This is a genomic window from Mycolicibacter minnesotensis, assembly GCF_010731755.1.
Lineage (GTDB): Bacteria > Actinomycetota > Actinomycetes > Mycobacteriales > Mycobacteriaceae > Mycobacterium > Mycobacterium minnesotense.
Genome location: NZ_AP022589.1, coordinates 3,525,029 through 3,550,714, shown reverse-complemented (window position 1 = coordinate 3,550,714; position 25,686 = coordinate 3,525,029). Strand labels below are relative to the sequence as shown.

Here is a 25,686-nt window from a genome sequence, read left to right as displayed (position 1 = left end):
GCAGCGATTGTATAACCGGTGCGCTAGCGGGTTTTTGCCGTCACGAACGGCGGCGTCACCACTTCGCATTCGACAGCGCGGCCCCGCACGTCGACGGTGAGTCGCGCGCCGTCTTCGATCCCGGCATCGGTGTCGATCAGCGCCAGCGCGATCCCGGCCTTGAGGGTCGGCGAGAACGTCCCCGAGGTGGTGACCCCGACGCGGCGGTCGCCGTCGAGCACAGCCAACTCCGCCCGCAACACGCCCCGCCCGGTGGCCCGCAGCCCGCGCAGCAGACGGGTAGGTCCGGCGGCCTTCTCCGCCAGCAGCGCGTCACGGCCGAAGAACGAGTCCTTCTTCCAGCCGATCGCCCAACCACAACGAGCCTGCAGCGGCGAGATCTCCGGGGACAGTTCGTGCCCGTGCAACGCGTAGCCCATCTCGGTGCGCAGCGTGTCGCGGGCGCCCAGACCGGCCAACTCTCCCCCGATCTGCCCGACCGCTGCCACCAGCGCGTCGAACACCACCGGCGCCGAGTCCCAGGCAGGCAGCAGCTCGTAGCCGTGCTCACCGGTGTAGCCGGAGCGGCAGACCCGAACCGGCACCCCGGCGTAGTCCGCGTCGGCGAACGCCATGTAGTCCATCTCGGTGGGCAGCCCCAGCCCCGCAAGCACCTCGGTCGATCGGGGTCCTTGCACCGCAAGCACCGCGCGTGACCGATGTTCGTCGGTGATCGTCACCCCGGCCGGCGCGACCTCGCGCAGGGCGGCCACCACGTCGGCGGTGTTGGCGGCATTGGGCACCAGAAAAATCTCGTCGTCGGCTACGTAGTAGGCGATCAGGTCATCGATGACGCCGCCGCTCTCGTTACAGCACAACGTGTATTGAGCCTGGCCTGGGGCGATCCTGGCCAGGTCGTTGGTGAGCGTGGCGTTGATGAAGGCCGCCGCGCCCGGACCGCGAACGGTCGCCTTGCCCAGGTGGCTGACATCGAACAGCCCCACCGTGTCGCGGGTGGCATTGTGCTCGGCGACGGTGCCGGCATAGGACACCGGCATGAGCCAGCCGCCGAACTCGGCGAAGCTGGCGCCCAGGGCGCGGTGGCGGTCTTCCAAGGGTCCGTGTTGCAGTTCGCTCACGACGAGCCACCCTAATCGGCACACTTGTCTAAATGGTGGATTGGGATGCGCTCGAAGCCGGCGGTATCGCTGACGCGAGGGGCCGCGCGGGCCTGGTCGAATACCTCGACAGCCTCGGTTTCACCGCCGAGCAGATGATCGACGCCGAGCGCCGGGGCCGGCTGTTCGGCCTGGCCGGTGACACGGTGGGCCAGTCCGGACCGCCGGACTACACGTTGCACAGCGCCGCAGACGCCTTGGGCGTGCCGGTCGGCGAGGTCGCCCAGGCCTGGCGGATGCTCGGGCTCAGTGTTCCCAGCCACGACACGCCCGCGCTGAGCCAGGCCGACGTGGACGGGCTGGCCACCTGGCTGCAGATGCGGTCCTATCTGGGGGAACCGGTCGACGGATTCCTGCGGGTCCTGGGCGCCACCATGGCGCGGCTGGCCGAAGCCGAGTCGTCGATGATCCGGCTCACCCAGCCCGACATGTGGCTGGGCCATACCGGCGACGAACTCACCACCGCCCGGGCCTGGCGCATGGTTGCGCAGTACATCCCTCGCATCGGCGCGATGATCGACGCCGTCCATCGTCAACACCAGGTCAGTCACCGAACGTTCCTCGAGGGACTGGCCGGGGGGCCGTCGGCGAGCATCGTGTGCGGCGTGGGGTTCGCCGACCTGACCGGATTCACCGCACTGACCCAAGTCCTGACGTCGGCGGAGCTGGCCACGCTGCTGACCGACTTTGCCGGCACTGTCGCCGACGTGGTGCACTGCGACGGAGGTCGGGTGGTCAAGTTCATCGGCGACGCGGTGATGTGGGTGAGCGCGACCGGCGAGCTGCTGGCCAAAGCGGCGGTGGATCTGGTCAACCACCCCAAAGCCCGCGAAACCGGCCTGCGGGTACGCGCCGGCGTGGCCTACGGCGAGATGATCGCCATCAATGGCGACTACTTCGGCACCCCGGTCAACCTGGCCGCGCGTTTGGTGGACGCGGCCGCGCCCAAACAGGTGCTGGCCTCCAGCTGCGTCCGCGATCAGCTCTCCAACTGGCCGGCCACCCTTCAGGAACCGTTGACGCTCAAGGGTTTCGACAAACCTGTCCCAGCGTACGAACTGCATTCGGTCGCCGATCGTTAGGGTGGGTGCTTGTGAGCACCGATCCCGGATACCCTGCCCCCTCCGTCACCGTCGCCGATGCGCTGCCGAGCGATGCCGATGAGGCCGTGCTGATCGTGGGCGTCGTCGCCGCTGACGACGACTCCGAGTCCGAAGGTCCAGCGGTTGCCGCGACCGAGCCGGCGCTGCCGGCCGACGCGGTCGCTGAGATCGAGGCCGGACTGCGTGCGCTGGGGGCCAAAGGCGGCGCCGAGCAGGTCAACCGGCTGGTGGTGGCCTCGCTGCCCGTGGCCAGCGTGATCACCGTGGGGCTGGGCAAGCCACGCGAGTCCTGGCCGGCCGACACGGTGCGCCGGGCCGCCGGGAATGCGGCGCGGGCACTCAACGGCACCGCGACGGCGATCAGCGCGCTGGGTGGGCTGCCCGGTGATGGAGTGCTCGCCGCCGGAGTCGAGGGACTGCTGCTGGGCGGCTACCGATTCACCGCGTACCGCAGCGAAAAGACCGCCCCCAAGGAACCGGGCCTGCAGGCGGTAACCGTGCTGTCCACGGCGGACGACGCCGAGGCACAGGCCGCCCGCGGCGCCGACATCGCCGCCGCGGTGGCCACCGCCCGCGACTTCGTCAACACCCCGCCGAGTCACCTGTTCCCGGCCGAGTTCGCCGATCGCGCCAAGGCGCTGGGCGAAGCCGCAGGTCTGGATGTCGAGGTGCTCGACGAGCAGGCGCTCGCCGAAGCCGGCTACGGCGGGGTGATCGGGGTGGGCCAGGGCTCCTCGCGCCCGCCCCGTCTGGTGCGGCTGATCCATCGCGGCTCGCGCCTGAGCGATGACCCCAACACCGCGAAGAAGGTGGCGCTGGTGGGCAAGGGCATCACCTTCGACACCGGTGGTATCTCGATCAAGCCGGCCGCTTCGATGCACCACATGACCTCCGACATGGGCGGGGCAGCTGCGGTGATCGCGACTGTCGTGCTGGCCGCCCGCCGGGGCCTGCCGATCGACGTTACCGCCACCGTGCCGATGGCCGAGAACATGCCTTCGTCGACTGCGCAGCGTCCCGGCGATGTCCTGACCCAGTACGGCGGAACCACTGTCGAGGTGCTCAACACCGACGCCGAGGGCCGGCTGATCCTGGCCGACGCCATTGTTCGCGCCTGTGAGGACGATCCGGACTACCTCATCGAGACCTCGACACTGACGGGTGCGCAGACGGTGGCGCTGGGTGCCCGCATCCCGGGAGTGATGGGTTCCGACGCGTTCCGCGACCGGGTGGCGTCGCTCTCGCAGGCCGTCGGCGAGAACGGCTGGCCGATGCCGCTGCCCGACGAGCTCAAGGAAGACCTGAAGTCGACGGTGGCCGACCTGGCCAACGTCAGCGGACAGCGTTTCGCCGGCATGCTGGTAGCCGGTGTCTACCTGCGCGAATTCGTGGCCGATGGAGTGGACTGGGTGCATATCGACGTGGCGGGCCCGGCCTACAACTCCGGCGGAGCTTGGGGATACACCGGCAAGGGCGGTACCGGGGTGCCGACGCGCACCATGTTCGCGGTCCTGGAAGACATCGCCGCGAACGGGTAGCGCAGGGCCACAGGTCAGGCGTTCTCGGCACCCTCGGTGTTCGGCGCGGGTCGGTACGGGCTCTCCACGCCCTGCTGAAACGACAGTGCCGAGCTTTGAACCAGCATCAGTGCAGCGAAGACGGCCACCCAAAGCCAGGCTTCTGTCGGGCTGAGGTGCGAGGCCATATCGGTTTTCGGCAACGCCGACATGGACCGCATGATCGCCGCGATGATGACCGCGGTGCTCAAGTACGGGAACACCGTCCGGATGCGCGCGGCCAGGGGGCCGATCGAGATGTCGCTGCGCCGTCGACGGCGCCCGCCGAACCACGCGAGGGCGCAGGCCAGCGCGATAGCGACCGTGATGGGCAGCGACCACCGGTTGGCGTCGTCCCACAGTGGCTGCAACGGTTGATGAGTCTGCGGGTCACCGAGTGTCAGGGCGAGGTCGGTCAGCGTCGCTTCGACGAAGAACACCGCGATCGGCGGGACCAGGACGGCGACGATGAACACGCAGTGCCGAATCAGTGCGCCCACGGCTCCGGATACGAACTGCACGATGGCGTACAGCAAGACGTAGAGCGACGCCACAAACGATATGCCGCCCAACAGTTCTGCGGATGTCGCTCGTCCGCCGGTCACCGCGCAGCCCTGCTCACCGGCCAACAGGCTGTATTGCACCGCTGTCAGAAACAACCCGAGGAACGCGTTCATCAGCGCGATCCCGGTGAGGGTTTCATGCGCTACCTCACGCCGGTCCGGTGGCCCCTCACTGCGGCGACGGTAGGCACGGTCGAGCACCAGATTGATGACGACGAACGCGAAACCAGCCAGCAAACCAGCCAGTTGGGCGTAATTGCGGGCGACGATGGATATGTCGAAACCGGTCCACATCTCACAGGCTCCGGCGATCTGCTCAAAGGGCATCCGCGAGACATTAGTGACGCAGCGCAGGCCGCAACGGTGCTTTTGCGGACGAGCCGGCGCTCATTACCCCACTGCCTCGGTGAAGGCCCGACCGCCACCTCGATGTGTGCCCATTACCCCGCAATGACAGGATGGTTTTCAGCAGTCCACCTGGGCGCCCCCCTCGCCCCGCCACTCTGTGGTATCCAGGGGACGACGTGCAGCGACCGATCGAGCGAGGAGTCAACAACGATGGCCTTCTCAGTCCAGATGCCCGCCCTCGGTGAGAGTGTCACCGAAGGAACGGTCACCCGCTGGCTCAAGCAGGAAGGCGACACCGTCGAGGTCGACGAGCCGCTGTTGGAGGTGTCCACCGACAAGGTCGACACCGAGATCCCTTCCCCGGTGGCCGGCGTGCTGACCAAGATCATCGCCGGCGAGGACACCACCGTCGAGGTCGGCGGCGAACTGGCCTTGATCGGCGAGGCCGGCGAGAGCAGCGAGTCCGCCAGCCCCCCGGCGGCCGAGCCCGAGGCGGCACCGGCCGAAGCCGCACCCGCGGAACCGGCTCCCGCCGCTGAGGCTCCGGCTGCTGCCCCGGCGGCCGCCGCAGAGTCCTCCGCCGGAGACGGCACACCGGTGCTGATGCCCGAGTTGGGTGAGTCGGTCACCGAGGGCACGGTGACACGCTGGCTCAAGCAGGTCGGTGACTCCGTCGAGGTCGATGAGCCCCTGGTGGAGGTCTCCACCGACAAGGTCGACACCGAGATTCCCTCGCCGGTGGCCGGCACCTTGCTCTCGATCACAGCCGGCGAGGACGCCACCGTCGAGGTCGGCGGCGAGCTGGCCCGAATCGGAACGGGGTCCCCCGCCCCGGCCGCCGAGTCGGCGCCCGCGCCTGCACCGCCCGCGGCCGAGCCCGCACCCAAGCCCGCTGCTCCGGCTCCGGCTCCGCAGGCCCAGCCCGAGCCCACCCCGGCGCCGGCGCCCGCCGCTGCCCCGGCGCCCGCACCGGCCCCGGCACAGCCCGCCGCATCCGCGGCGTCCGACGGCGACGGCGCCCGCTATGTGACCCCGCTGGTGCGCAAGCTCGCCGCGGACAACAACGTCGACCTGGCCCGGGTGACCGGAACCGGCGTCGGCGGGCGGATCCGCAAGCAGGACGTGCTGGCCTTCGCCGCGCAGCAGGCCGATCAGCAGAAGGCGCCCGCTGCCCCGGCGGCGGCAGCCCAGCGCCCGGCGGCTGCGGCCCCCAGCTCGGCGCTGGCCCACCTGCGCGGCACCACCGCCAAGGCCAACCGGATTCGTCAGATCACCGCCAAGAAGACCCGCGAGTCCCTGCAGGCCACTGCGCAGCTCACCCAGACTCACGAGGTCGACATGACCAAGATCGTGGCGTTGCGGGCCAGGGCGAAGGCTGGGTTCGCCGAGCGTGAAGGCGTCAATCTGACCTATCTGCCGTTCATCGCCCGTGCGGTGATCGACGCCCTCAAGGCGCACCCCAACGTCAATGCCAGCTACAACGAGGACGCCGGGGAGATCACCTACTACGACGCCGAGCACTTGGGCTTCGCGGTGGACACCGAGCAGGGTCTGCTGTCGCCGGTGATTCACAATGCCGGGGATCTCTCCCTGGGCGGTCTTGCGCGGGCCATCGCCGACATCGCGGCGCGGGCGCGTTCGGGCAACCTCAAGCCGGACGAGCTGTCCGGGGGCACTTTCACGATCACCAACATCGGCAGTCAGGGCGCTCTCTTCGACACCCCGATTCTGGTTCCGCCGCAGGCCGCCATGCTGGGCACCGGGGCAATCGTGAAGCGACCGCGGGTCATCATCGACGAGGCCGGCAATGAGTCGATCGGGGTGCGCTCGGTCAGCTACCTGCCGCTGACCTACGACCACCGTCTGATCGACGGTGCCGACGCCGGACGTTTTGTGACCACGATCAAGAACCGGCTCGAAGAAGGTGCGTTCGAGGCCGACCTGGGTCTCTGACGGCCCGGGGGGCTTGGGATGTGCGACAAGAGGATTCAGCGGTGAGCCAGCCGGTGGTTGCGATTGCCGGTTCGTCCGGCCTGATCGGCTCGGCTCTGGTTTCGGCGTTGCGCGCCGCCGGCTACCAGGTGTTGCGGATCGTGCGGCGGGCACCGACGGGCACCGGCGAGCTGCAATGGGACCCCGACGCCGGTGAGATCGACGTCGGCGCACTGGCCGGTGTCGACGCGGTGGTCAATCTGTGTGGCGTGGGAATCGGCGACCGGCGCTGGTCGGGGGCGTTCAAGCAGAGTCTGCGCGACAGCCGGATCACCCCGACCGAGGTGCTGTCGGCGGCCGTGGCCGACGCCGGCGTTCCGGTACTGATCAATGCCAGTGGAGTGGGCTACTACGGCGATAGCCGCGATCGTATCGTCGACGAGTCCGCCTCCGTAGGAACAGATTTCCTGGCGCAGCTCGCCCAGGATTGGGAAGGCGCCACCGCGTCCGCCCAGGATGCCGGCGCCCGCGTCGTTCTGGCCCGTACCGGCATCGTGCTGTCAGCGTCGGGCGGTGCCCTGGGCCGGTTGCGGCCGCTGTTCTGGTTGGGCCTTGGAGCCCGGATCGGCAATGGCCGTCAGTACATGTCCTGGATCAGCATGGAGGACGAGGTTCGCGCACTGATGTTCGCGATCTCGCAGGACACCTTGTCGGGACCGGTCAACCTGACCGGGCCTGCACCGGTGACCAACGCCGAGTTCACCACCGTGCTGGGCCGCACCCTCAACCGCCCCACCCCGATGCTGCTGCCCGGATTCGCGGTGCGTGCCGGGCTGGGAGAGTTGGCCGACAGCCTTCTGGGCGGGCAACGTGCGATCCCCGACGCGTTGGAACGGGCGGGCTTCCAGTTCCGGCACAACACCATCGGCGAGGCCCTCGCCTATGCCACCGCGCGGCCGACCCCGGTCTAGACCCGGCACACCGAGTAACCTGCCAGCATGGTGTCTATCCGATCCAGCGGTGCACCCATCGATGTGCGTCAGCTGGGCACGGTCGATTACGAGTCCGCCTGGCAGCTCCAGCGTGAGCTGGCCGAGGCCAGGTCAGCAGGCGGGCCCGACACACTGCTGCTGCTGGAGCATCCACCGGTCTATACCGCCGGTCGCCGCACCGAACCACACGAGCGTCCTATGGACGGCACCCCGGTGGTCGACACCGACCGCGGTGGAAAGATCACCTGGCACGGCCCGGGCCAGCTCGTGGGCTATCCGGTCATCGGACTGGCCGAACCACTCGATGTCGTGAATTATGTTCGACGCCTTGAGGAATCACTCATTGAGGTGTGTAACACACTGGGCCTCAACACTGTTCGGATTGACGGCAGGTCGGGCGTGTGGCTCCCGCCGGGAGCGGGCCGACCGGCCCGCAAGATCGCCGCGATCGGTGTGCGGGTGGCCCGCGCGACCACGCTGCACGGATTCTCACTCAATTGTGATTGCGATCTCAGTGCGTACGGCTCGATAGTCCCGTGCGGGATCACCGATGCGGGTGTGACCTCACTGTCCTCGGAATTGGGCTTTGCGACCGGTGTCGACGATGTGCGGGAGGCGGTCGCCAGAGCCGCCGTTGACGCTCTCGACGGCGTGCTACCGGTGCGCGAGCATTCCGAGCCGCGCGTACCATCGACCCCGTGAGCGCCCTCGGAGACGGCCGTAGATTGCGACGTGCCGAAGCACGCAACGCCGAGACGCCGATCGAACGCAAACCGCCGTGGATCAAGACCCGCGCACGCATGGGGCCGAGCTACACCGAGCTCAAGGTCTTGGTGAAGAGCGAGAAGCTCCACACGGTCTGCGAAGAGGCGGGTTGCCCCAACATCTACGAATGTTGGGAGGACCGGGAAGCCACCTTCCTGATCGGCGGCGAGGTCTGTACCCGCAATTGCTCGTTCTGCCTGATCAAGTCGGGCAAGCCGCCTGAGTTGGACCGCGACGAGCCGCGCCGGGTCGCCGAAAGCGTGCAATCGATGGGACTGCGGTACTCGACCGTGACCGGGGTGGCTCGTGACGACCTGCCCGATCAGGGCGCCTGGCTCTATGCCGAGACGGTGCGTGCCATCAAGGCCCTCAACCCGTCGACGGGCGTGGAGCTGTTGATCCCCGACTTCGGCGGACGCCCCGACCTGTTGGGCGAGGTTTTCGACTCCCGTCCGGAAGTGTTGGCCCACAACGTCGAAACCGTGCCGCGCATCTTCCGGCTGATCCGGCCGGGATTCACCTACGAACGCAGCCTCGACGTGTTGACCCAGGCCCGCGATGCCGGACTGGTGGCCAAGAGCAACCTCATCCTCGGCATGGGCGAGACCCCCGAAGAGATCCGGGCGGCGCTGGTGGACCTGTACAACGCGGGAGCCGAGCTGGTCACCATCACCCAGTACCTGCGCCCCACCGAGCGGCATCACCCGATCGATCGATGGGTCAAGCCCGAGGAGTTCGTCGAGCATGCCCGCTACGCCGAGGAGCTGGGTTTCGCCGGGGTGATGTCCGGGCCGTTGGTGCGCTCGTCGTATCGGGCCGGACGGCTCTACCAACAGGCGCTGGAGAATCGGGCGCGGCGCGGCGAGTGCCCCACCCCCGTCCACGGCTGACGCCCCGGGTGCCGGTGAGTCCGGCTGGGTATCCTTGGTAGCTATGCCCAGACTGCGTAACACCGCCGAAAACAAGGCTGCCCGGGCGGAAGCGAAAGCCGCCCGCAAGACCGCCAGCAGGCAACGCCGTGCTCAGCTGTGGCAGGCCTTTCAGCTGCAACGCAAAGAAGACACGCGGCTGGTGCCGTACATGGCCGGCGCATTCGTGCTGGTCGCCGGGGTGACCACGGCGTTGGCACTCAACGGCGGCACGTTCGCCAAGGCCACGATGATCCCGCTGGGCCTGGTGCTGGGCGCACTGGTGGCGTTCGTGATCTTCGGGCGGCGGGCGCAGCGATCGGTCTACCGCAAGGCGGAGGGGCAAGCCGGGGCTGCAGCGTGGGCCCTGGACAACCTCCGCGGCAAATGGCGCGTGACCCCCGGGGTGTCCGCCACCGGGCAGCTCGACGCCGTGCATCGAGTGATCGGCCGCCCCGGCATCATCTTCGTCGCCGAAGGTTCCGCCAACCGGCTCAAGCCGCTGCTTGCCCAGGAGAAGAAGCGCACCGCCCGACTGATCGGTGACGTGCCGATCTACGACGTGGTGGTGGGCAACGGTGAGGGCGAGGTTCCGCTGAGCAAGCTGGAGCGCTTCCTGACCAAGCTGCCCGCAAACATCACCACGAAGCAGATGGACTCGCTGGAGTCGAAGCTGGCCGCCTTGACGTCGCGGACTGGGACCGCGGCCATGCCCAAGGGTCCGTTGCCGGGCGGAGCGAAGGTGCGCGGCGTGCAGCGCGCGGTTCGCCGCCGTTAGCCGCCGGCGGCGCAGCGACGAGCCGCGACCTTAGGACTCAGCGACTGCGCACCACAGCGGTGGCGGTGGCCCGATCCTGCAGGCCACGGCCGTCAGCGTCGGCGAACAACGCCGGGACCACCAGCGCGATCATCAGTCCGCGCACCGTAGCGCGGCCCAACCCGACGCCCAGGCCGGGGCCGTCCACCGGTACCACCCGCAGCCCACAGGCGTACTGGCCTGGAGTGAAGCCGAACAGTCGCACAGCGGCGACGCCGAGTACCAGCCAGACACCCAACACCACGGTCGCCAGGTATTCCGGGGTCACCACACCCGCGGCCACGCCCAGGCCGGCGAGGCCGTAGCCCACCATCCAGTCCAGAGCCAGGGCAGCCAGACGGCGGCCCATCGGGGCCAGGGAACCGGGGCCGCTTGCCGGCAGGCCCAGCCTTTGCCCTGGTGCGCTGTCGGAAAGGCGTGGTCCGGCCGATTCCGGCCCGGACAGCCACGAGGAGAACGTGCGGCTCATGGTCCCTACGATAGGCGGACGGCCAACTCGACCCGGCGTCAACCGGTCCGGCCGCCGTTGCGTAACGTCAGCGTCGGCAACCCAGGGCCCGAGACCGAGGCGACCGACTGAGGAGCGAATCTCTGTGACCGACAAGACTGCTGACGACGTTCTCAAGCTGATCGCCGATGAGAATGTCGAGTACGTCGACATCAGGTTCTGCGACTTGCCAGGTCAGATGCAGCATCTGTCGATTCCGGCGGCGGGCCTGGACGCGAGCGTGTTCGAGGATGGACTGGCTTTCGATGGCTCATCGATCCGTGGATTCCAGTCCATCCACGAGTCCGACATGATGCTGCTCCCCGACTACGCCACCGCGCAGATCGACCCGTTCCGGGCGGCCAAGACGCTGAACCTCAACTTCTTCGTCCACGACCCCTTCACCCGCGAGCCCTACTCACGCGACCCCCGCAACATCGCCCGCAAAGCCGAGAACTACCTGGCCAGCACCGGCATCGCCGACACCGCCTACTTCGGCGCCGAAGCCGAGTTCTACATCTTCGACTCCGTCAGCTTCGACTCCCAAATCAACGGCACCTTCCACAAAGTCGACGCCGCCTCAGGCTGGTGGAACACCGGGCGCAGCACTGAGCCCGACGGCGGCCCCAACCTCGGCTACAAAGTCCGCCCCAAAGGCGGCTACTTCCCCGTCGCCCCCAACGACCAATACGTCGACCTGCGCGACGTCATGTCCACCAACCTCACCAACGCCGGCTTCACCGTCGAACGCGGCCACCACGAAGTCGGCACCGGCGGCCAAACCGAAATCAACTACAAATTCAACACCCTGCTGCACTCCGCCGACGACGTGATGTTGTTCAAGTACCTCATCAAGAACACCGCCTGGGAGCACGGCAAGACCGTCACCTTCATGCCCAAACCGCTGTTCGGTGACAACGGCTCGGGCATGCATGTGCACCTGTCGTTGTGGAAGGAGGGCTCGCCGCTGTTCTATGACGAGGCCGGCTACGCGGGACTGTCCGATATCGCCCGGTATTGCATCGGTGGCATCCTGCACCACGCACCGTCACTGCTGGCGTTCACCAACCCCACCATCAACTCCTACAAGCGGCTGGTGCCTGGCTACGAAGCCCCCATCAACCTGGTCTACAGCCAGCGCAACCGCTCCGCCTGCGTGCGCATCCCCATCACCGGCACCAACCCCAAAGCCAAGCGCCTGGAGTTCCGCTGCCCCGATTCCTCCGGCAACCCCTACCTGGCGTTCTCGGCATTGTTGATGGCGTGTGTTGACGGCATCAAGAACAAGATCGAACCCGCGGCTCCCGTCGACAAGGACCTCTACGAACTGCCGCCCGACGAGGCCGCCCAGATCGCCCAGGCACCCACGTCCTTGTCCGAGGTGATGGACAACCTCGAGGCCGATCATGAATACCTCACCGAAGGCGGGGTATTCACCCCCGACGTCATCGAGAACTGGATCCGGTTCAAGCGGGATAACGAGATCACCCCGATCAACCTGCGCCCCCATCCTTACGAGTTCGCGCTCTACTACGACTGCTGAGGCTTGGCCGCCCGGGGCTCCGGGCGTCGTTATCCCCAGTTGTGGGTTGATCCACAGGTGAGTCGGTAGTTGGGGCTGGCTTCGGTGGTGTTGTCGGTGCCGGTTTCTAGTTTCGGGGTATGGCAACACCGGTCGGCGCCGCTGCGGCACGGGAGCAGGTTTGGGCTGCTCTGGATGCCATTGATGCCGCCCATGCGCTGATACGGGCGACCTCGACGGATCTGGTGGGCAATGACTTTCGGGTCGACATTGCCGATCGGCTGGAAGCCCAGGAGCGCATCAATCGCGGCCTGATGTACCGGATCTTCGGCGAACTCGCCGACCCGCCGGACGGTTCCGGTTCGATCGCCGCGGTCCGGGCTGCGGTGTGGACACGGTTGCGGATCACCCCACGCGAGATCACCCGCCGCTGCCGCCTGGCCGCCCGCATCCGGACCCAACGGTCCCTGACCGGCGCCACGATCCCACCCGAGCTACCGGTCTTGGCCACCGCGATCGAAGCCGGATCGATTGGGGACGACCACATTCGCGCGATCTGCCAGGCCGTCGATGTCCTGCCTGCTTCGGTGCCGCCGGCTCAGATCGCCGCCGCGGAAGCGGCCCTGGTCTCCCATGCCACCGGAGTCGACGCCGGGGTGCTTTCCAAGATCGGACAACGCATCGCCGATCACCTCAACCCCGACGGGCTGTTCAGCGACCGCGACCGGGCCCGGCGACGGACCCTGACTCTGGGCCGCCAAGGCCCGGACGGCATGTCGAAACTCACCGGGCTCCTCGACCCTGGTACCCGCGCGTATTTCGAAGCGATCACCGCAGCAGTACGCCCCGGCCGCCACCTGCCCGACACCGACAAGGGTCCCGCCGCTGACTCCCGCACCCCGGCACAACGCTGTCACGACGCGCTGCGTCTGGCGTTGTCCACCGCGATCGCCTCCGGCAAACTCGGGACACATCGAGGACATCCCGTCACCGTGGTGGTCACCACCAGCCTTACCGAACTCAACCAAGCTGCCCACGCCGCGAACGACCCGAACATCGCCATGCCACCGCCGGCGCTGACCGGGGGTGGATCGCGACTGCCGATGCGTGACCTGATTTCCCTCGCCGCCCAGTCAATTCACTACCTGGCCGTCTTCGACGACCACACCGCCCGCCCCCTCTTCCTCGGCCGGCAAAAACGCGTGGCGACCGCCGATCAGCGCCTCATCTGCTACGCGCGGGATCGCGGCTGCACGCACCCCCACTGCCGCGCCCCCGGCTATCACTGCGAAGTCCACCACGCCCAACCTTGGAGCCCCCGCGGCCGCACCAACACAGACAACCTCTACTTCGCCTGCAGCCCCCACCACACCGACGTCACCCAAGGCCGCCAACACACCACCGTCACGTCAGGACGCCTCAGCTGGACCGACGGAACCGGCCCACCCCGAATCAACCACGCCCACCATCCCGAAGAACTCCTGCGCGGCGGCACCGACCCGCCCGACGGGACTGGCGCCTGATGCGCCCCGTTTGCAGGCCAAAATCTGCGTATTTGCTTTGAATTTGCTGTAAGCGCCTAAGGGCTCCGGGCACACAAATCAGGCAGTGGTTGCCAGCACGATCCAGACCGCGCGTATCGCAGCAATGAAGGCTGAAAACATATCCGGGACATACCATCTGATGTCGACTTAAGGCCACGTAGAAGCCTGTCAACCGGCGCGAAGACGACACCTCGATTGGTTCGATAGTTGTTCACCGGATTCCCGTCGCGGCCCCCATGCAGCCCGCTGGTAACGGCGATTACCAAAGCGTCAAACATGTGATTGACCTTAAAAACTAATCGATGTAATTTATCGCCAGATCAGCAAAATCCAGCGAATAAAGGGCTGGGATCCCGTGAGGAAAGGACCGGCCATGACTGACCGCAGGTTGCTCCCCTTAGCCTTCGCGCCACTGTTGATCGCCGGTCTCGTCCCGCCCGCAAGTGTTGTGGCGCAGGCGCCGAAGTCGGTCTCCGCACAGGTGGTCCTGCTCGACACCGAGGGTTGGGGCATGGGCGGCAGCGGCACCCCGATCCCCTCCCAGGCGCTCATCGACGCCATCGGCGAGCGCTACATCATGCCGGCGTCGCCGCTGTTCCCCGGCCAGCCGATCTTCCCGGTCGACTCGGTGCATCCCCTGTTCACCCCGGAAGGCCTGTACCCGCTGACCGGCGTCAAGTCGCTGGTATTGGACCAGTCCCTGGCCCAAGGCGTACAAATCCTGGACCACACCATCAAGGAGCGGCTCGCGCTGGGCCGTGACCTGGTGGTGGTGGGCGGCTCCCAGAGTTCCACGATCGCCTCCCTGGAAATGCGTAACCTGCTGGCACTCCCAGCAGACCAGATCCCCACGTCCGATCAGCTGTCGTTCGTCCTGTTGGTCGACCCCAGCAACCCCAACGGTGGTCTGCTCTCGCGTTTCGGCGACCCCAGCCTGCCGGAACTGAGCATTCCGAGCATCGGGGTCACCTTCAGCGGAGCCACCCCGTCAGAAACGCCGTGGGACACGGCCATCTACAACATGGAGTACGACGGATTTTCGGACTTCCCCCGCTACCCGCTCAACTTCCTCGCCGATCTCAACGCGGTCTTGGGTATCGCCTTTGTGCACGGCACAATCCCCTACCTCACCGACGAACAGATCGCCCAGTCTGTTCTGCTGCCGGTCTCGGACGGCTACGCCGGAAACACCGACTACTTCATGATTCCGACCGAGAACCTGCCGCTGTTGGAGTTGTTGCGGGCCGTTCCCTTCCTCGGTGACCCGCTGGCGGACCTGATGCAGCCGGCGTTGCGTGTGCTGATCAACCTGGGCTACGGCAGTATCGAGAATGGTTGGGATCCGGGACCGGCCGACCTGTCCACGCCCTTCGGGCTGTTCCCGACGAACATCGATCTGGGCGACGTCCTTACGGCGTTGGGCAATGGCGTCGAGCAGGGCTGGAACGACTTCATCAACGATCTGGGTTCACTGCCCAGCCTGCCCGAGGCTCTGGCGAACAGCGCAGCCGTGCTGGACACCTTGTCCAACGGGGTGAACGCGTTCTCCGCGGACCTGTCCACCCTGTACTCGACGTTGCTGCCGATCACCGACCTGGTCAACGCCATGCTCACCACCCTGCCGGCCTACAACGTCAGCCTGTTCGCGCAGGAGCTCGCCTCCGGTGACCCGCTCGGCGCGCTCATGATGCCGCTGGCCGCCGACACGGGGCTCGTTACCGCCGGGATCGGGATCGGCGCGCTGAGCGTGCTGTCGGCCCTGATGTCGCTGTAGCGGCGGGGCGACTGTTCGTCACTCCAGCTCGTCGCGCGCCCACGACGGAGTGATGAACACCCCGTCGGCCTCGACGGTGACTCCCGAGGCGTCCGAGATATGTCCGCGGACATAGGTTTTGACGCCTTCTTTGCGGTAGATCGTGGCCTCGGCCCGCAACGGTCCCAGGGGCGTTCCGCGCAGGTACTTCACCGTGATCGTGCCGGTGTAGAGCGGCTTGGTCAGGCCGTCGCTGGCCGCCTCACCGAGTACATGGTCGAGGACCAGCGCGCTGACCCCGCCGTGTACCAGTGACGGCGGGCCCTCGTACGCCGCGCCCAGGTGAAAATCGCTCCAGCAATGCCCGTTCTCCCCGTGCTGGATCACCAGCGGCGGGGCTACCGGGTTACGCAGTCCCACCACGGCGTTGCCCCACGCCAGCGGCCTACCGTCGACCACATAGCGCAGGCCCGGCGAGTCACTGAGGTCGTCGGCACTGAGCCGGGCGGTCAATGCCTGCACCTGCGCGGTGACCTCCCGGGCCGTGTCGTCGTCAGCCTGGGTGCGGATGGTGGCGTCGATCAGGTCGCGCACCGCTTGTGCCAACGGCCCGTAACGCTCCAACAGCCGCCCACTCTCGTCGACGCTGATCGTCGGCACGTCCGAGCGGGCCCTGAAATCCACCACCGTGTCTCTCCTTCAGTCTCCGAATACCTTGCGTGTCACGATTTTTGCGCGTCGTGTCACACGCAGGTAGTTGTCCAGGAACTCCCCGCCATCGCCGCCGGGCCAGCCGGCGGCCACCGCGACCGCATTGAGTGCGCGCCCCGGCCCGGGCAGCTGGTCGGTGGGCTTGCCGCGGACCAGCACCAGTGCATTACGAGCGCGGGTGGCCAGCAGCCAGGCCTGCCTGAGCCGGTCCACGTCGTCGTGCGCGAGCAGTCCGGCGGCGGCGATGGCGTCCAGGGTTTCCAGCGTCGAGGTGTTGTGCAGCTCGGGAACCTCGTGGGCGTGACGCAACTGCAGCAGCTGCACGGTCCATTCGACGTCGGCCAGCCCACCGCGTCCCAGCTTGGTGTGGGTATTGGGATCGGCGCCGCGCGGCAACCGCTCGGCGTCGACGCGTGCCTTGATTCGGCGGATCTCCCGGACCGCATCAGCGGACACCCCGCCGGGTGGATAGCGGGTGGCGTCGACCATCCGCAGGAACCGTTCGCCCAATTCGGGATCGCCGGCCACGCTGTGCGCCCGCAGCAACGCCTGGATCTCCCAGGGCTGCGCCCACTGGGCGTAGTAGGCCTCGTAAGACGCCAGCGTGCGCACCGGCGGGCCGTTGCGGCCCTCGGGGCGCAGGTTGATGTCGACCTGCAACGGAGGGTCGTTGCTGGCGGTCCCCAGCAGCGCCCGGACCTGCTCGGCGATCGACGTGGCCCAGCGCACCGCGTCGGCATCGCTGACCCCGGCCGCCTTCTCGTTGACCTCGCACACGAACATCACGTCGGCGTCCGAGCCGTAGCCCAATTCCCGTCCGCCCAGCCGGCCCATGCCGATCACCGCGATCCGCGCCGGGGGTTCCTTCACCTCGTCGCCGGCCAGGTTGACCCGAATGATCGCCTCCAGGGCGGCCTGCAGCACCGCCACCCACACCGCGGTCAGCGCCCGGCAGACATCGGTCACGTCCAGCATGCCCAGCAGGTCGGCCGAGGCAATGCGGGCCAGCTCGTGGCGACGCAGGCTGCGGGCCGACGCGATCGCACGCACCGGATCGGGATGACGGCCCGCCGAGGAGATCAGCGCCCGCGACACCGCCTCCGGTCCGGTGTCGAGCAACTTTGGACCAGACGGTCCGTCGCCGTAGGCCTGGATGACATCCGGTGAACGCATCAGCAGTTCCGGGATATAGGCCGAGGTACCCAGCACCCGCATCAACCGCTTGGCCACCGCGCTGCTGTCACGCAGAGTGCTGAGATACCAGCGATTTTGGGCCATCGATTCACTGAGCCGCCGATAGGCCAACAGACCCGCGTCGGGGTTGGGCGTGCCCGACAACCAGTACAGCAGCTTGGGCAACAGCACCGCCTGCACCCGGCCGCGGCGCCCACTTTGGTTGGTCAACGCCCCCAGGTGCGTCAGGGCGTTGTGCGGCGCCTCGTAACCCAGTGCCGCCAGCTGCCGCTCCGCGGCACCCGGGGTGAGCCCGCCGGCCATCTCCAGTCCCGCCGGACCGACCGCCTCCAGCAGCGGCTGATAGAAGAGCTTGGCGTGCAGGCGCGACACCCGCCTGTTCTGTGCCTTGAGCTCTTCACGAAGCACGCCCAGGGCGTCATGGCGGCCGTCGGGCCGGACGTGAGCGGCGCGAGCCAGCCAGCGCAGCGCCTCGTCGTCGTAGGGGGGCGGCAGCATGTGGGTGCGCTTGAGCCGCTGCAGCTGCAGCCGGTGTTCCAACAGCCGCAGGAACTCGTAGGAGGCGGTCAGGTTGGCCGCATCATCACGGCCTACGTAGCCGCCGGCTCCCAAGGCCGCCAGCGCATCGACGGTGGATGCCACGTGCAACGTCTCGTCGCCGCGGCCGTGCACCAACTGGAGCAGCTGCACGGCGAACTCCACATCGCGCAGTCCTCCCGAGCCGAGCTTGAGCTCGCGGGATCGGATGTCGGCGGGTACCAATTGCGCGACGCGGCGACGCATCGCCTGCACATCGACGACGAAGTCCTCACGCTCGCAAGCGGTCCAGACCATCGGCAACATCGCGTCGATATACGCCCGGCCCAACTCGGCGTCTCCCACCGCCGCGCGCGCCTTCAACAGGGCCTGGAATTCCCACGTCTTGGCCCACCGCTGGTAGTAGACGATGTGCGATTCCAACGACCGCACCAGCGCACCGTGCCGACCTTCGGGCCGCAACCCCGCATCGACTTCGAAGAAGGCCTCACCGGCCACCCGCATCAGCTCACCGGCTACCCGGGTGCTCACCGCGTCGGCTTCTTCGGCCACGAAGATGACGTCGACGTCGCTGACGTAGTTGAGTTCGCGCGCACCGCATTTGCCCATGGCGATCACGGCGATCCGGGGCGGGGTGGCATCGCTGCCACACACCCGGATTTCGGCGACTCGCAGAGCGGCCGCCAGCGCGGCGTCAGCCAGGTCCGCCAGGTGCTCACCAACCGCCACGAAAGGCAGTACCGGCAGGTTCTCGACGGTCGGCGCCAGGTCGATCGACGCCAGCACCAGCAGCCGATCGCGGTACAGCGACCGCAGGCGCTCCACGTAGGCGCCGTCGGTGACGGCGGCGACGCCGTCGGCGAGGATCGCACGCAACTCCGCTGCCGAGGGCAGCGCGATCGTGTAGTCCCCGGAGTCCTTCGGACTGGCCAACAGCTTCCAGGATTCCGGGTGGGCGATCAGGTGATCTCCCAGTGCCAGAGAGGATCCCAGTGTCGCGAACAGGCGCCCTCGCAGGCCCCGGTCGGCCATGAGTGCCGCGCTCAGCTCAGGCCAGTCGATGCCCGGGGCTTCGGAAAGCCGAACCAGCGTGCGCAGTGCCGCGTCGGCGTCGGGAGCCCGCGACAGTGCCCAGAGCACGTCGACGTGCGGTTGGGTGTAGGCGCTGTACCAGCCCAGTGCGGTCAAATCCGCTTCGGCGTACCGGTCTACCAGACCGAGGCGCCCTACGCTGGGCAGCTTTCGGCGCTGAGATCCGGGATACGACACGAAATAGGGCCTACAGCGCCAGGTAGTTCTGCAGTTCGTAAGGGGTCACGTGGCTGCGGTAGTTCGCCCACTCCTGGCGCTTGTTGCGCAGGAAGAAGTCGAAGACCTCCTCCCCCAACGCCTCCGCGACCAGCTCGGAGTTCTCCATCTCGCTCAGGGCGCGCTCCAGGGTGCCTGGCAGCTCCTTGTAGCCCATCGCCCTGCGCTCTTCGGGAGTCAGCGCCCAGACATTGTCCTCGGCCTCCGGGCCCAGCTCGTAGCCCTGCTCGATCCCGCGCAGCCCGGCCGCCAACAGCACCGCGAAGGCCAGGTAGGGATTGCACGCCGAGTCCGGGCTGCGCACCTCGATGCGCCGCGAGGAGGTCTTGTGCGGACTGTACATCGGCACCCGCACCAGTGCGGAGCGGTTGGAGGCACCCCACGAGGCCGCGGTGGGAGCTTCCCCACCGTGGATCAGGCGCTTGTAGGAGTTGACCCACTGGTTGGTGACGGCGCTGATCTCGTTGGCGTGCTCAAGAATTCCGGCGATGAACGACTTGGCGGTGTCCGACAGCTGCAGCGGGTCATCCGGGCTGTGGAAAGCGTTGACCTCGCCCTCGAACAAGCTCAGATGGGTGTGCATGGCCGAACCGGCGTGCTCACGGAACGGCTTGGGCATGAACGACGCCCGGACGCCTTCTTTGAGGGCGATCTCTTTGATCAAGTAGCGGAACGTCATCACGTTGTCGGCCATCGACAGCGCGTCGGCGTAGCGCAGGTCGATCTCCTGCTGGCCCGGGGCGTTCTCGTGGTGGCTGTATTCCACCGAGATGCCCATCGACTCCAGCGCGTCGATCGCGTGCCGGCGGAAGTTGGCGGCCGAGCCGTGGATCGACTGGTCAAAGTAGCCCGCGTCGTCCGCGGGAACCGGGGTGCTGCCGTCGTAAGGACCGGGTTCGAGCAGGAAGAACTCGATCTCCGGGTGCACGTAGCAGGCGAAACCCATCTCCGCGGCCTTGCCCAGCTGCCGGCGCAACACGTGGCGCGAGGACGCCCATGCCGGGGATCCGTCCGGCATGGTGATGTCGCAGAACATCCGCGCGGAGTACTGCCGGCCCGAGTCCGAGGTCCACGGCAGCAGCTGGAACGTGGAGGGATCGGGATGGGCGACCATGTCGGATTCGAAGACCCGGGCAAAGCCCTCAATGGCCGAACCATCGAAGCCGACGCCCTCATCGAAGGCGCCCTCGAGTTCGGCCGGGGCGATCGCCACCGACTTCAGATAACCGAGTACGTCGGTGAACCAGAGCCGGACGAAACGGATGTCGCGTTCCTCCAGCGTGCGGAGCACAAACTCCTTCTGACGGTCCATACCGCGAAGCGTATCAGCGCTCAGCACTTCGCAGCGGTTGGCGGCAGCGTGCCGTCGACCAGGTACCGCGCGGCGATCCGATCCACGCATTCGTTGCCCTGGAATACCACTGTGTGCTGGGTTCCGTTGAAGGTCAGCAACCCGCCGCCGAGCTGCTTGGCCAGGTCCACACCGGCCTGATACGGGGTGGCCGGGTCACGGGTGGTGGAGACCACCAGCGTCGGCGGCAGGTCCGGAACCGAGATGGCGTGGGGCTCGCTGGTCGGGGGGACCGGCCAGAAGGCGCAGGTGCCCAGGGGGGCGTCGCCGGTGAACTTGCCGTAGCTCATGAACGGCGCCACCTCGCGTGAGCGCTTGTCTTCCTCGATCACCTTGGCGCGGTCGGTGATCGGCGGCTGATCGACGCAGTTCACCGCGACGCGCGCGTCGGTGGCGTTGGTGTAGTGGCCGCTGGAGTCACGGCGCATGTAGAGGTCGGCCAGACTCAGCATGATGTCGCCGCGGCCGGCGGCCAGATCGGACAGCCCGTCGTTGAGATGCGTCCAGAACGTCGGCGAGTACAGCGCCATGATGGTGCCGACGATCGCGTCGCTATAGCTCAGGCCCCGCGGATCCTTGGTCTTGGCAGGCTTGCCCACCAACGGATCGACCAGGCTGTGGTAGGTGTCGACGGCCTTGGCCGGGTCGGTGCCCAGCGGGCAGTCGGCATCTTTGGCACAGTCCGCGGCGAAGTCGTCGAAGGCACCCTGGAAGGCCTCGGCCTGCCGCAGGTCCTCCTCGATCGGGTCGGCGTCGGGGTCCACGGCGCCGTCGAGGATCATCGCGCGCACGTTCTGCGGGTAGGCCTCGGCGTAGGCCGAGCCGATCCGGGTGCCGTAGGAGTAGCCGAGGTAGGTCAGCTTGTCGTCGCCGAGCCCCTCGCGGATCGCGTCGAGGTCGCGGGCCACGTTGACGGTGCCGACGTTGGCCAGAAACTCCTTGCCGGTCTTGTCCAGGCAGCGCTCGACGTACTCCTTGGTCTCGTTCTCGATGCGTTCCACACCTGCGGGGCTGTAGTCGACCTGGTCGAGGGCCCGCAGCCGGTCGTTCTCCTCGTCGGAGTTGCACCACACCGCGGGCCTTGACGAGGCCACCCCACGCGGGTCGAATCCGACCAGGTCGAACTGCTCGCGCACCTGCCGCGGCAGCGAGCTGACCAGACCCACCGCGGTCTCGATCCCGGATTCGCCCGGGCCGCCCGGGTTGATCACCAGCGAACCGATCTTGTTCTTGGTCGCCGGGAATCGGATCATGGCCAGCCGGGCCAGGTCGCCCTGCGGTTTGGCGTAGTCGACCGGTACGCCGATGAAGCCGCACTGGGCGTCGGCGGGCACCTTGATGTTGGTGTCGGCGGTGAATCGGCACTTGTCCCATTGGACCGGCTGACCGAGTTGCGGCACGGCCATCACCGGCTGACCAGGGGTCATTCGGGTACAGCTGCCGACGGAGAGCGACACCATGGCGATCGCGAGGCAGGTCAGGGCGGTGCGTGTGGTCCTGTCGCGGCGGGTCGGCGAGCTCATGACACCACATGCTGCCATGCACGCCCGAGCAAGCCCGGGCACCCGGTGCGCTCAGCGCGTTGACGGTGTGAGGAAATCCACTCCACCTTCTGGTTCAGCTGCGCCGTGGCAAGTGGCAGACTGATTGGGTCAGACGACCCGGGGACCCGGTTAAGGGCTTCGAGGATCGACCCGACCACATCGAGGGACAACGATGTCTGAGCACGTTTATGGCGCTTCTCCTGACCCAGTCCGCATTGCACCGCAGACCCGCGTCCATCATCTGCAGCAGATGAAGAGCGAAGGCCGCAAGTGGGGAATGCTGACGGCCTACGACTACTCCTCCGCACGCATCTTCGACGACGCCGGCATCCCGGTGCTGTTGGTCGGGGACTCCGCGGCCAATGTGGTCTACGGCTATGACAGCACCGTTCCGATCACGATCGACGAGCTGATCCCGCTGGTCCGCGCGGTGGTACGCGGCGCCCCGCATGCGCTGGTGGTGGCCGACCTGCCGTTCGGCTCCTATGAGGGTGGGCCGGCCGCGGCACTGGCGACGGCCACGCGGTTTATGAAGGAGGGCGGCGCGCACGCGGTCAAGTTGGAAGGCGGCGAGCGGGTGGCCGACCAGATCGCCACGCTGTCGGCGGCCGGAATCCCAGTGATGGCACACATCGGGTTCACCCCGCAGAGCGTGAACACCCTGGGCGGTTTCCGGGTGCAGGGACGCGGCGACGCCGCCGAGCAGACCATTCACGACGCGATCGCGGTGGCCGAAGCCGGTGCTTTCGCGGTGGTGATGGAGATGGTTCCCGCGGAGCTGGCGACCCAGATCACCGGCAAGCTGACCATCCCCACCGTCGGGATCGGCGCCGGACCCAACTGCGACGCGCAAGTTCTGGTGTGGCAGGACATGGCCGGAATGACCACCGGTAAGACCGCCCGGTTCGTCAAGCGCTTCGGCGAGGTGGGTGCTGAATTGCGCCGCGCGGCAACACAGTACGCCGACGAGGTAGCGTCGGGAACCTTCCCGGCCGAGGAGCACTGCTTCTAGAACGCCATGTCCGGGCGGCCCGGATGTGAAAAGCTGGACACCGTGTCCGCAGCCAGCCCGAAAGCCTCGCGGTATCGCGAGGTGGAGCGCAAGTTCGACGTTGACGCATCGGCGATCTCGCCGTCCTTCGACGGCATCGCCGGGGTCGCTCGAGTCGAACGATTGCCGGCACAGGACCTGGCGGCGGTGTACTTCGACACTGCGGGCCATGACCTGGCGGCCCACAAGATCACCTTGCGTCGGCGCACGGGAGGTCCCGATGCCGGCTGGCACCTGAAGCTGCCTGCCGGACCGGACACCCGCACCGAGGTACGCGCTCCCCTGGGCCCAGATATTCCGGGCGAACTTCTCGACGTGGTCATGGCGATCGTGCGCGATCGGGCGCTGGCACCCGTCGCCCAGATCCGCACCGCCCGCGAGGTGGTGGTGCTGCGCGACGGTCACGGCGAGGTGTTGGCCGAATTCTGCGACGACCAGGTCACCGCGTCGGCCGAAGGCGCCGCGCCCACACCAGCCGAACAGCGCTGGCGGGAATGGGAACTGGAACTGGGCTGCGGGGACCTCAAGCTGCTGGACCGGCTGGGCAACCGACTGGTCGACACCGGCGCCACGCCGGCCGGCCACGGCTCCAAACTGGCCAAGGTGCTCGGCACACCGCAGCTGGCCACCCACCCCACCGACCGCCTGCATCGTGCGGTGGCCGACCAGATCGAGCAACTGCTGGTCTGGGACCGCGCGGTGCGCGCCGACGCCGACGACGCGGTTCACCAGATGCGGGTGACCATCCGCCGGCTCCGCAGCCTGTTGCACGGTGAAGAAGCCGCGCACGCCGCACTGCTGGGTGAGCTGAAGGAATTGGGTGCAGTGCTGGGTGTGGCACGCGACGCCGAGGTCTTGGCCCAGCGTTATCAGCAGGCGCTCGATGAGCTGGCGCCCGAGCTGGTCCGCGGGCCGGTGCGCGAACGGCTGGTCGACGGTTCGCTGCGCCGCTATGACACCGGGCGCCGGCGCAGCCTGGCCGCGATGCGCTCACCGCGGTACTTCCGCCTGCTCGACGGTCTCGATGAGCTGATCAGCGCGCCGGATTCCGAGCGGTCGGCGCCCGTGGGCAGCGCCTATCGGCGGTTACGGAAGGCGGTGAAGGCCGCCAAGAAGGCCGCCGACCGCGACGCCGCCCTGCACCGGATTCGTAAGGCTGCCAAGCGACTGCGTTACGCCGCGTCGGCGGCGAACAAGACGAAGGTCGCCCGGCGAGCCAAAGCGATTCAGACGTTGCTGGGCGATCACCAGGACAGCGTGGTCAGCCGGGCGCACCTGCTTACCCAGGCCAATGCCGCGACGGCCGCCGGGGAGGACACCTTCACCTACGGGTTGCTGTATGCCCGCGAGGCCGACCTTGCCGCGCGGTGCCGGGCGGAATTGCGGCCGGCACTGCGCAAGCTCGACCGGGCGGTTCGGTAAGGCTCGACGTTGGAGAGCCGATACTCAGAACCGCCCCATGGGCCGGGGCTGTTCACTAAGGCTCGATGACGGCGCCGTACTGCGGGCGCTGGGCGGCGTGCTGCCATTAGCCGGCGAAGGCGCCTTGTCCCCTGGGGCTGCGCCCGCCAGTGCGTCAAGTACCCGATCGATGAACCGGTCGGCATTGCCGCGAAGGCCGTCGTTCGTGTGTTGGGTCGTGTCGACCACAATCGGATTCCCCGATGCGAAGCGCACCCGGATGGCGCGCCGGTACGTTCGCTCCCCGAAAGCGTCCATCGATCCGCAGGCACTGACATCGACCCCAGTGACCTGATTCAGCGGCCGGATCAGCGCATCGAGACTCTGCTCCTCCGCGGCATCCGCAAGGTAATCCAGCTGTCCGATCACGTGCCTGTCGATCCAGACAAGGCGGCACTGCCGATCTGGCAGCGCCTCGCGAGCGAAACCTTCAACCGGCCAGCGCCTCACCAGCTCGCCGATCTGCTCGACCACGATCCTCGGCGGACGCGACCAATCCGGGAATACGTCCCGGGCGATCTGCCGGAGCTGTTCTTCGCTCGCCATGGACGACAAGTTAACCCGTAATCCCCACCTCGCGCAGTCCTGGGTGACAGTGTGAGGACCTGGTAACGGCCTGGGAACTCCGATGCCGTTCGAGACAGCTCCGAAGGGGCACGGGTCACCGTTGCGAGGCGGACGAGTTGGCCTGTAAGCCGGATTCTGTTCCGCACCACTTGCGCGGTGCGGCGGCGACCATCCATCTGGGCACACCGTTGCCGGGTACCTCAAGCGGCCTACCCGCAGATTCGGGCGAGCAGCCCTCAAACACCTGCGCGACCGCACCGGAATGCGGCCTTCTTGGCCTTGCTTCGGGTGGGGTTTACCAAGCCGTTCCGGTCACCCGGAACGCTGGTGCGCTCTTACCGCACCGTTTCACCCTTACCACCTTGCGGTGGCGGTCTGTTTTCTGTGGCACTGTCCCGCGAGTCACCTCGGATTGCTGTTAGCAATCACCCTGCTCTGTGAAGTCCGGACTTTCCTCGACCCGCCACAAGCGAGCCGCGGCCGCCCGGCCAACTCGTCCGCGCTGATCACCGTAC

General features: G+C 67.5%; 20 protein-coding genes and 1 other RNA gene. 12 read left to right on the top strand and 9 right to left on the bottom strand.

Annotated elements, in window-relative coordinates; genetic code table 11:
* Positions 1-23: 23 nt before the first annotated feature.
* Entirely contained in the window at positions 24-1,118 is a 1,095-nt protein-coding gene (gene gcvT / locus G6N09_RS16395) for a glycine cleavage system aminomethyltransferase GcvT (protein ID WP_083022477.1), read from the bottom strand.
* Positions 1,119-1,150: 32 nt separating this feature from the next.
* On the opposite strand from gcvT, the gene G6N09_RS16390 reads away from it, so the two are divergent.
* Together G6N09_RS16390 and G6N09_RS16385 are read left to right on the top strand one after the other, a co-directional pair.
* Positions 1,151-2,239: an adenylate/guanylate cyclase domain-containing protein gene (locus tag G6N09_RS16390; protein WP_083022476.1), complete on the top strand. Its 1,089-nt coding sequence runs from the start codon at positions 1,151-1,153 to the stop codon at positions 2,237-2,239.
* A gap of 11 nt (positions 2,240-2,250) precedes the next feature.
* Entirely contained in the window at positions 2,251-3,798 is a 1,548-nt protein-coding gene (locus G6N09_RS16385) for a leucyl aminopeptidase (RefSeq protein WP_083022475.1), read from the top strand.
* Positions 3,799-3,812: 14 nt separating this feature from the next.
* Here G6N09_RS16385 and G6N09_RS16380 read toward each other — a convergent pair whose 3' ends face one another.
* Positions 3,813-4,706, bottom strand: a complete 894-nt coding sequence (locus G6N09_RS16380; protein ID WP_083022474.1) for a hypothetical protein — start codon at positions 4,704-4,706, stop codon at positions 3,813-3,815.
* Between the two features lie 231 nt (positions 4,707-4,937).
* On the opposite strand from G6N09_RS16380, the gene sucB reads away from it, so the two are divergent.
* From sucB to G6N09_RS16355, 5 genes are read left to right on the top strand one after another with little or no spacing between them, the layout of a single operon-like run.
* A complete protein-coding gene (gene sucB / locus G6N09_RS16375) occupies positions 4,938-6,680 on the top strand; it encodes a 2-oxoglutarate dehydrogenase, E2 component, dihydrolipoamide succinyltransferase (RefSeq protein ID WP_083022473.1) in 1,743 nt (580 codons plus the stop codon).
* 41 nt (positions 6,681-6,721) lie between these two features.
* On the top strand, positions 6,722-7,630 hold the full coding sequence (locus tag G6N09_RS16370; RefSeq protein WP_083022472.1) for a TIGR01777 family oxidoreductase: 909 nt from the start codon (positions 6,722-6,724) through the stop codon (positions 7,628-7,630).
* A gap of 27 nt (positions 7,631-7,657) precedes the next feature.
* Positions 7,658-8,353, top strand: a complete 696-nt coding sequence (gene lipB, locus G6N09_RS16365) for a lipoyl(octanoyl) transferase LipB (protein WP_083022471.1) — start codon at positions 7,658-7,660, stop codon at positions 8,351-8,353.
* Positions 8,350-9,306 carry a lipoyl synthase gene (locus G6N09_RS16360; RefSeq protein ID WP_083022470.1) on the top strand — a complete coding sequence of 319 codons (957 nt, stop codon included), beginning with the start codon at positions 8,350-8,352 and terminating at the stop codon, positions 9,304-9,306. Before lipB ends, G6N09_RS16360 begins: the two co-directional genes overlap by 4 nt.
* 43 nt (positions 9,307-9,349) lie before the next feature.
* The gene (locus G6N09_RS16355; protein WP_083022469.1) at positions 9,350-10,102 is read left to right on the top strand and encodes a DUF4191 domain-containing protein; all 753 of its coding nucleotides are present in this window, start codon (positions 9,350-9,352) and stop codon (positions 10,100-10,102) included.
* Positions 10,103-10,139: 37 nt separating this feature from the next.
* Here the strand turns inward: G6N09_RS16355 and G6N09_RS16350 are convergent, their stop codons facing one another.
* Positions 10,140-10,610, bottom strand: coding sequence for an RDD family protein (locus G6N09_RS16350; RefSeq protein ID WP_083022468.1), 471 nt, complete (start codon positions 10,608-10,610; stop codon positions 10,140-10,142).
* Between the two features lie 124 nt (positions 10,611-10,734).
* On the opposite strand from G6N09_RS16350, the gene glnA (G6N09_RS16345) reads away from it, so the two are divergent.
* The 3 genes from glnA (G6N09_RS16345) to G6N09_RS16335 all read left to right on the top strand — a co-directional run bounded on the left by glnA (G6N09_RS16345) (position 10,735) and on the right by G6N09_RS16335 (position 15,468).
* Complete coding sequence (glnA, locus tag G6N09_RS16345; RefSeq protein WP_083022467.1) at positions 10,735-12,171, top strand: type I glutamate--ammonia ligase; 1,437 nt, start codon at positions 10,735-10,737, stop codon at positions 12,169-12,171.
* A 119-nt stretch (positions 12,172-12,290) separates the two neighbouring features.
* Complete coding sequence (locus G6N09_RS16340) at positions 12,291-13,673, top strand: HNH endonuclease signature motif containing protein (RefSeq protein WP_083022466.1); 1,383 nt, start codon at positions 12,291-12,293, stop codon at positions 13,671-13,673.
* Positions 13,674-14,067: 394 nt separating this feature from the next.
* Complete coding sequence (locus G6N09_RS16335) at positions 14,068-15,468, top strand: PE-PPE domain-containing protein (RefSeq protein ID WP_083022465.1); 1,401 nt, start codon at positions 14,068-14,070, stop codon at positions 15,466-15,468.
* 18 nt (positions 15,469-15,486) lie between these two features.
* Here G6N09_RS16335 and G6N09_RS16330 read toward each other — a convergent pair whose 3' ends face one another.
* The 4 genes from G6N09_RS16330 to G6N09_RS16315 are packed head-to-tail and all read right to left on the bottom strand — an operon-like array spanning position 15,487 to position 22,071.
* Positions 15,487-16,134, bottom strand: coding sequence for a PaaI family thioesterase (locus G6N09_RS16330; RefSeq protein ID WP_083022464.1), 648 nt, complete (start codon positions 16,132-16,134; stop codon positions 15,487-15,489).
* Between the two features lie 12 nt (positions 16,135-16,146).
* On the bottom strand, positions 16,147-19,158 hold the full coding sequence (locus tag G6N09_RS16325; RefSeq protein ID WP_083022463.1) for a bifunctional [glutamine synthetase] adenylyltransferase/[glutamine synthetase]-adenylyl-L-tyrosine phosphorylase: 3,012 nt from the start codon (positions 19,156-19,158) through the stop codon (positions 16,147-16,149).
* A gap of 10 nt (positions 19,159-19,168) precedes the next feature.
* Entirely contained in the window at positions 19,169-20,509 is a 1,341-nt protein-coding gene (gene glnA / locus G6N09_RS16320; RefSeq protein ID WP_046189880.1) for a type I glutamate--ammonia ligase, read from the bottom strand.
* Positions 20,510-20,529: 20 nt separating this feature from the next.
* Positions 20,530-22,071, bottom strand: coding sequence for an alpha/beta hydrolase (locus G6N09_RS16315; protein ID WP_083022462.1), 1,542 nt, complete (start codon positions 22,069-22,071; stop codon positions 20,530-20,532).
* A gap of 193 nt (positions 22,072-22,264) precedes the next feature.
* Between G6N09_RS16315 and panB the strand changes: the two genes are divergently transcribed.
* Both panB and G6N09_RS16305 read left to right on the top strand, forming a co-directional pair.
* Positions 22,265-23,104, top strand: coding sequence for a 3-methyl-2-oxobutanoate hydroxymethyltransferase (gene panB, locus G6N09_RS16310; protein WP_083022461.1), 840 nt, complete (start codon positions 22,265-22,267; stop codon positions 23,102-23,104).
* 6 nt (positions 23,105-23,110) lie between these two features.
* Positions 23,111-24,565 carry a CYTH and CHAD domain-containing protein gene (locus tag G6N09_RS16305; RefSeq protein WP_275985424.1) on the top strand — a complete coding sequence of 485 codons (1,455 nt, stop codon included), beginning with the start codon at positions 23,111-23,113 and terminating at the stop codon, positions 24,563-24,565.
* A 24-nt stretch (positions 24,566-24,589) separates the two neighbouring features.
* Here the strand turns inward: G6N09_RS16305 and G6N09_RS16300 are convergent, their stop codons facing one another.
* Positions 24,590-25,150 carry a hypothetical protein gene (locus G6N09_RS16300; RefSeq protein ID WP_234806868.1) on the bottom strand — a complete coding sequence of 187 codons (561 nt, stop codon included), beginning with the start codon at positions 25,148-25,150 and terminating at the stop codon, positions 24,590-24,592.
* 129 nt (positions 25,151-25,279) lie between these two features.
* Positions 25,280-25,667, bottom strand: an RNA gene (gene rnpB, locus G6N09_RS16295) — RNase P RNA component class A.
* Positions 25,668-25,686: the final 19 nt, after the last annotated feature.

What these genes read in the sequence shown, in the direction of transcription:
- G6N09_RS16390 (WP_083022476.1), top strand. Translation starts at nt 1,151, where the DNA reads ATGGTGGATTGGGATGCGCTCGAAGCCGGCGGTATCGCTGACGCGAGG.
- G6N09_RS16380 (WP_083022474.1), bottom strand. Translation starts at nt 4,706, where the DNA reads ATGCCCTTTGAGCAGATCGCCGGAGCCTGTGAGATGTGGACCGGTTTC.
- sucB (WP_083022473.1), top strand. Translation starts at nt 4,938, where the DNA reads ATGGCCTTCTCAGTCCAGATGCCCGCCCTCGGTGAGAGTGTCACCGAA.
- lipB (WP_083022471.1), top strand. Translation starts at nt 7,658, where the DNA reads ATGGTGTCTATCCGATCCAGCGGTGCACCCATCGATGTGCGTCAGCTG.
- G6N09_RS16355 (WP_083022469.1), top strand. Translation starts at nt 9,350, where the DNA reads ATGCCCAGACTGCGTAACACCGCCGAAAACAAGGCTGCCCGGGCGGAA.
- G6N09_RS16350 (WP_083022468.1), bottom strand. Translation starts at nt 10,610, where the DNA reads ATGAGCCGCACGTTCTCCTCGTGGCTGTCCGGGCCGGAATCGGCCGGA.
- G6N09_RS16340 (WP_083022466.1), top strand. Translation starts at nt 12,291, where the DNA reads ATGGCAACACCGGTCGGCGCCGCTGCGGCACGGGAGCAGGTTTGGGCT.
- G6N09_RS16335 (WP_083022465.1), top strand. Translation starts at nt 14,068, where the DNA reads ATGACTGACCGCAGGTTGCTCCCCTTAGCCTTCGCGCCACTGTTGATC.
- glnA (WP_046189880.1), bottom strand. Translation starts at nt 20,509, where the DNA reads ATGGACCGTCAGAAGGAGTTTGTGCTCCGCACGCTGGAGGAACGCGAC.
- G6N09_RS16315 (WP_083022462.1), bottom strand. Translation starts at nt 22,071, where the DNA reads ATGAGCTCGCCGACCCGCCGCGACAGGACCACACGCACCGCCCTGACC.
- panB (WP_083022461.1), top strand. Translation starts at nt 22,265, where the DNA reads ATGTCTGAGCACGTTTATGGCGCTTCTCCTGACCCAGTCCGCATTGCA.
- G6N09_RS16305 (WP_275985424.1), top strand. Translation starts at nt 23,111, where the DNA reads ATGTCCGGGCGGCCCGGATGTGAAAAGCTGGACACCGTGTCCGCAGCC.
- G6N09_RS16300 (WP_234806868.1), bottom strand. Translation starts at nt 25,150, where the DNA reads ATGGCGAGCGAAGAACAGCTCCGGCAGATCGCCCGGGACGTATTCCCG.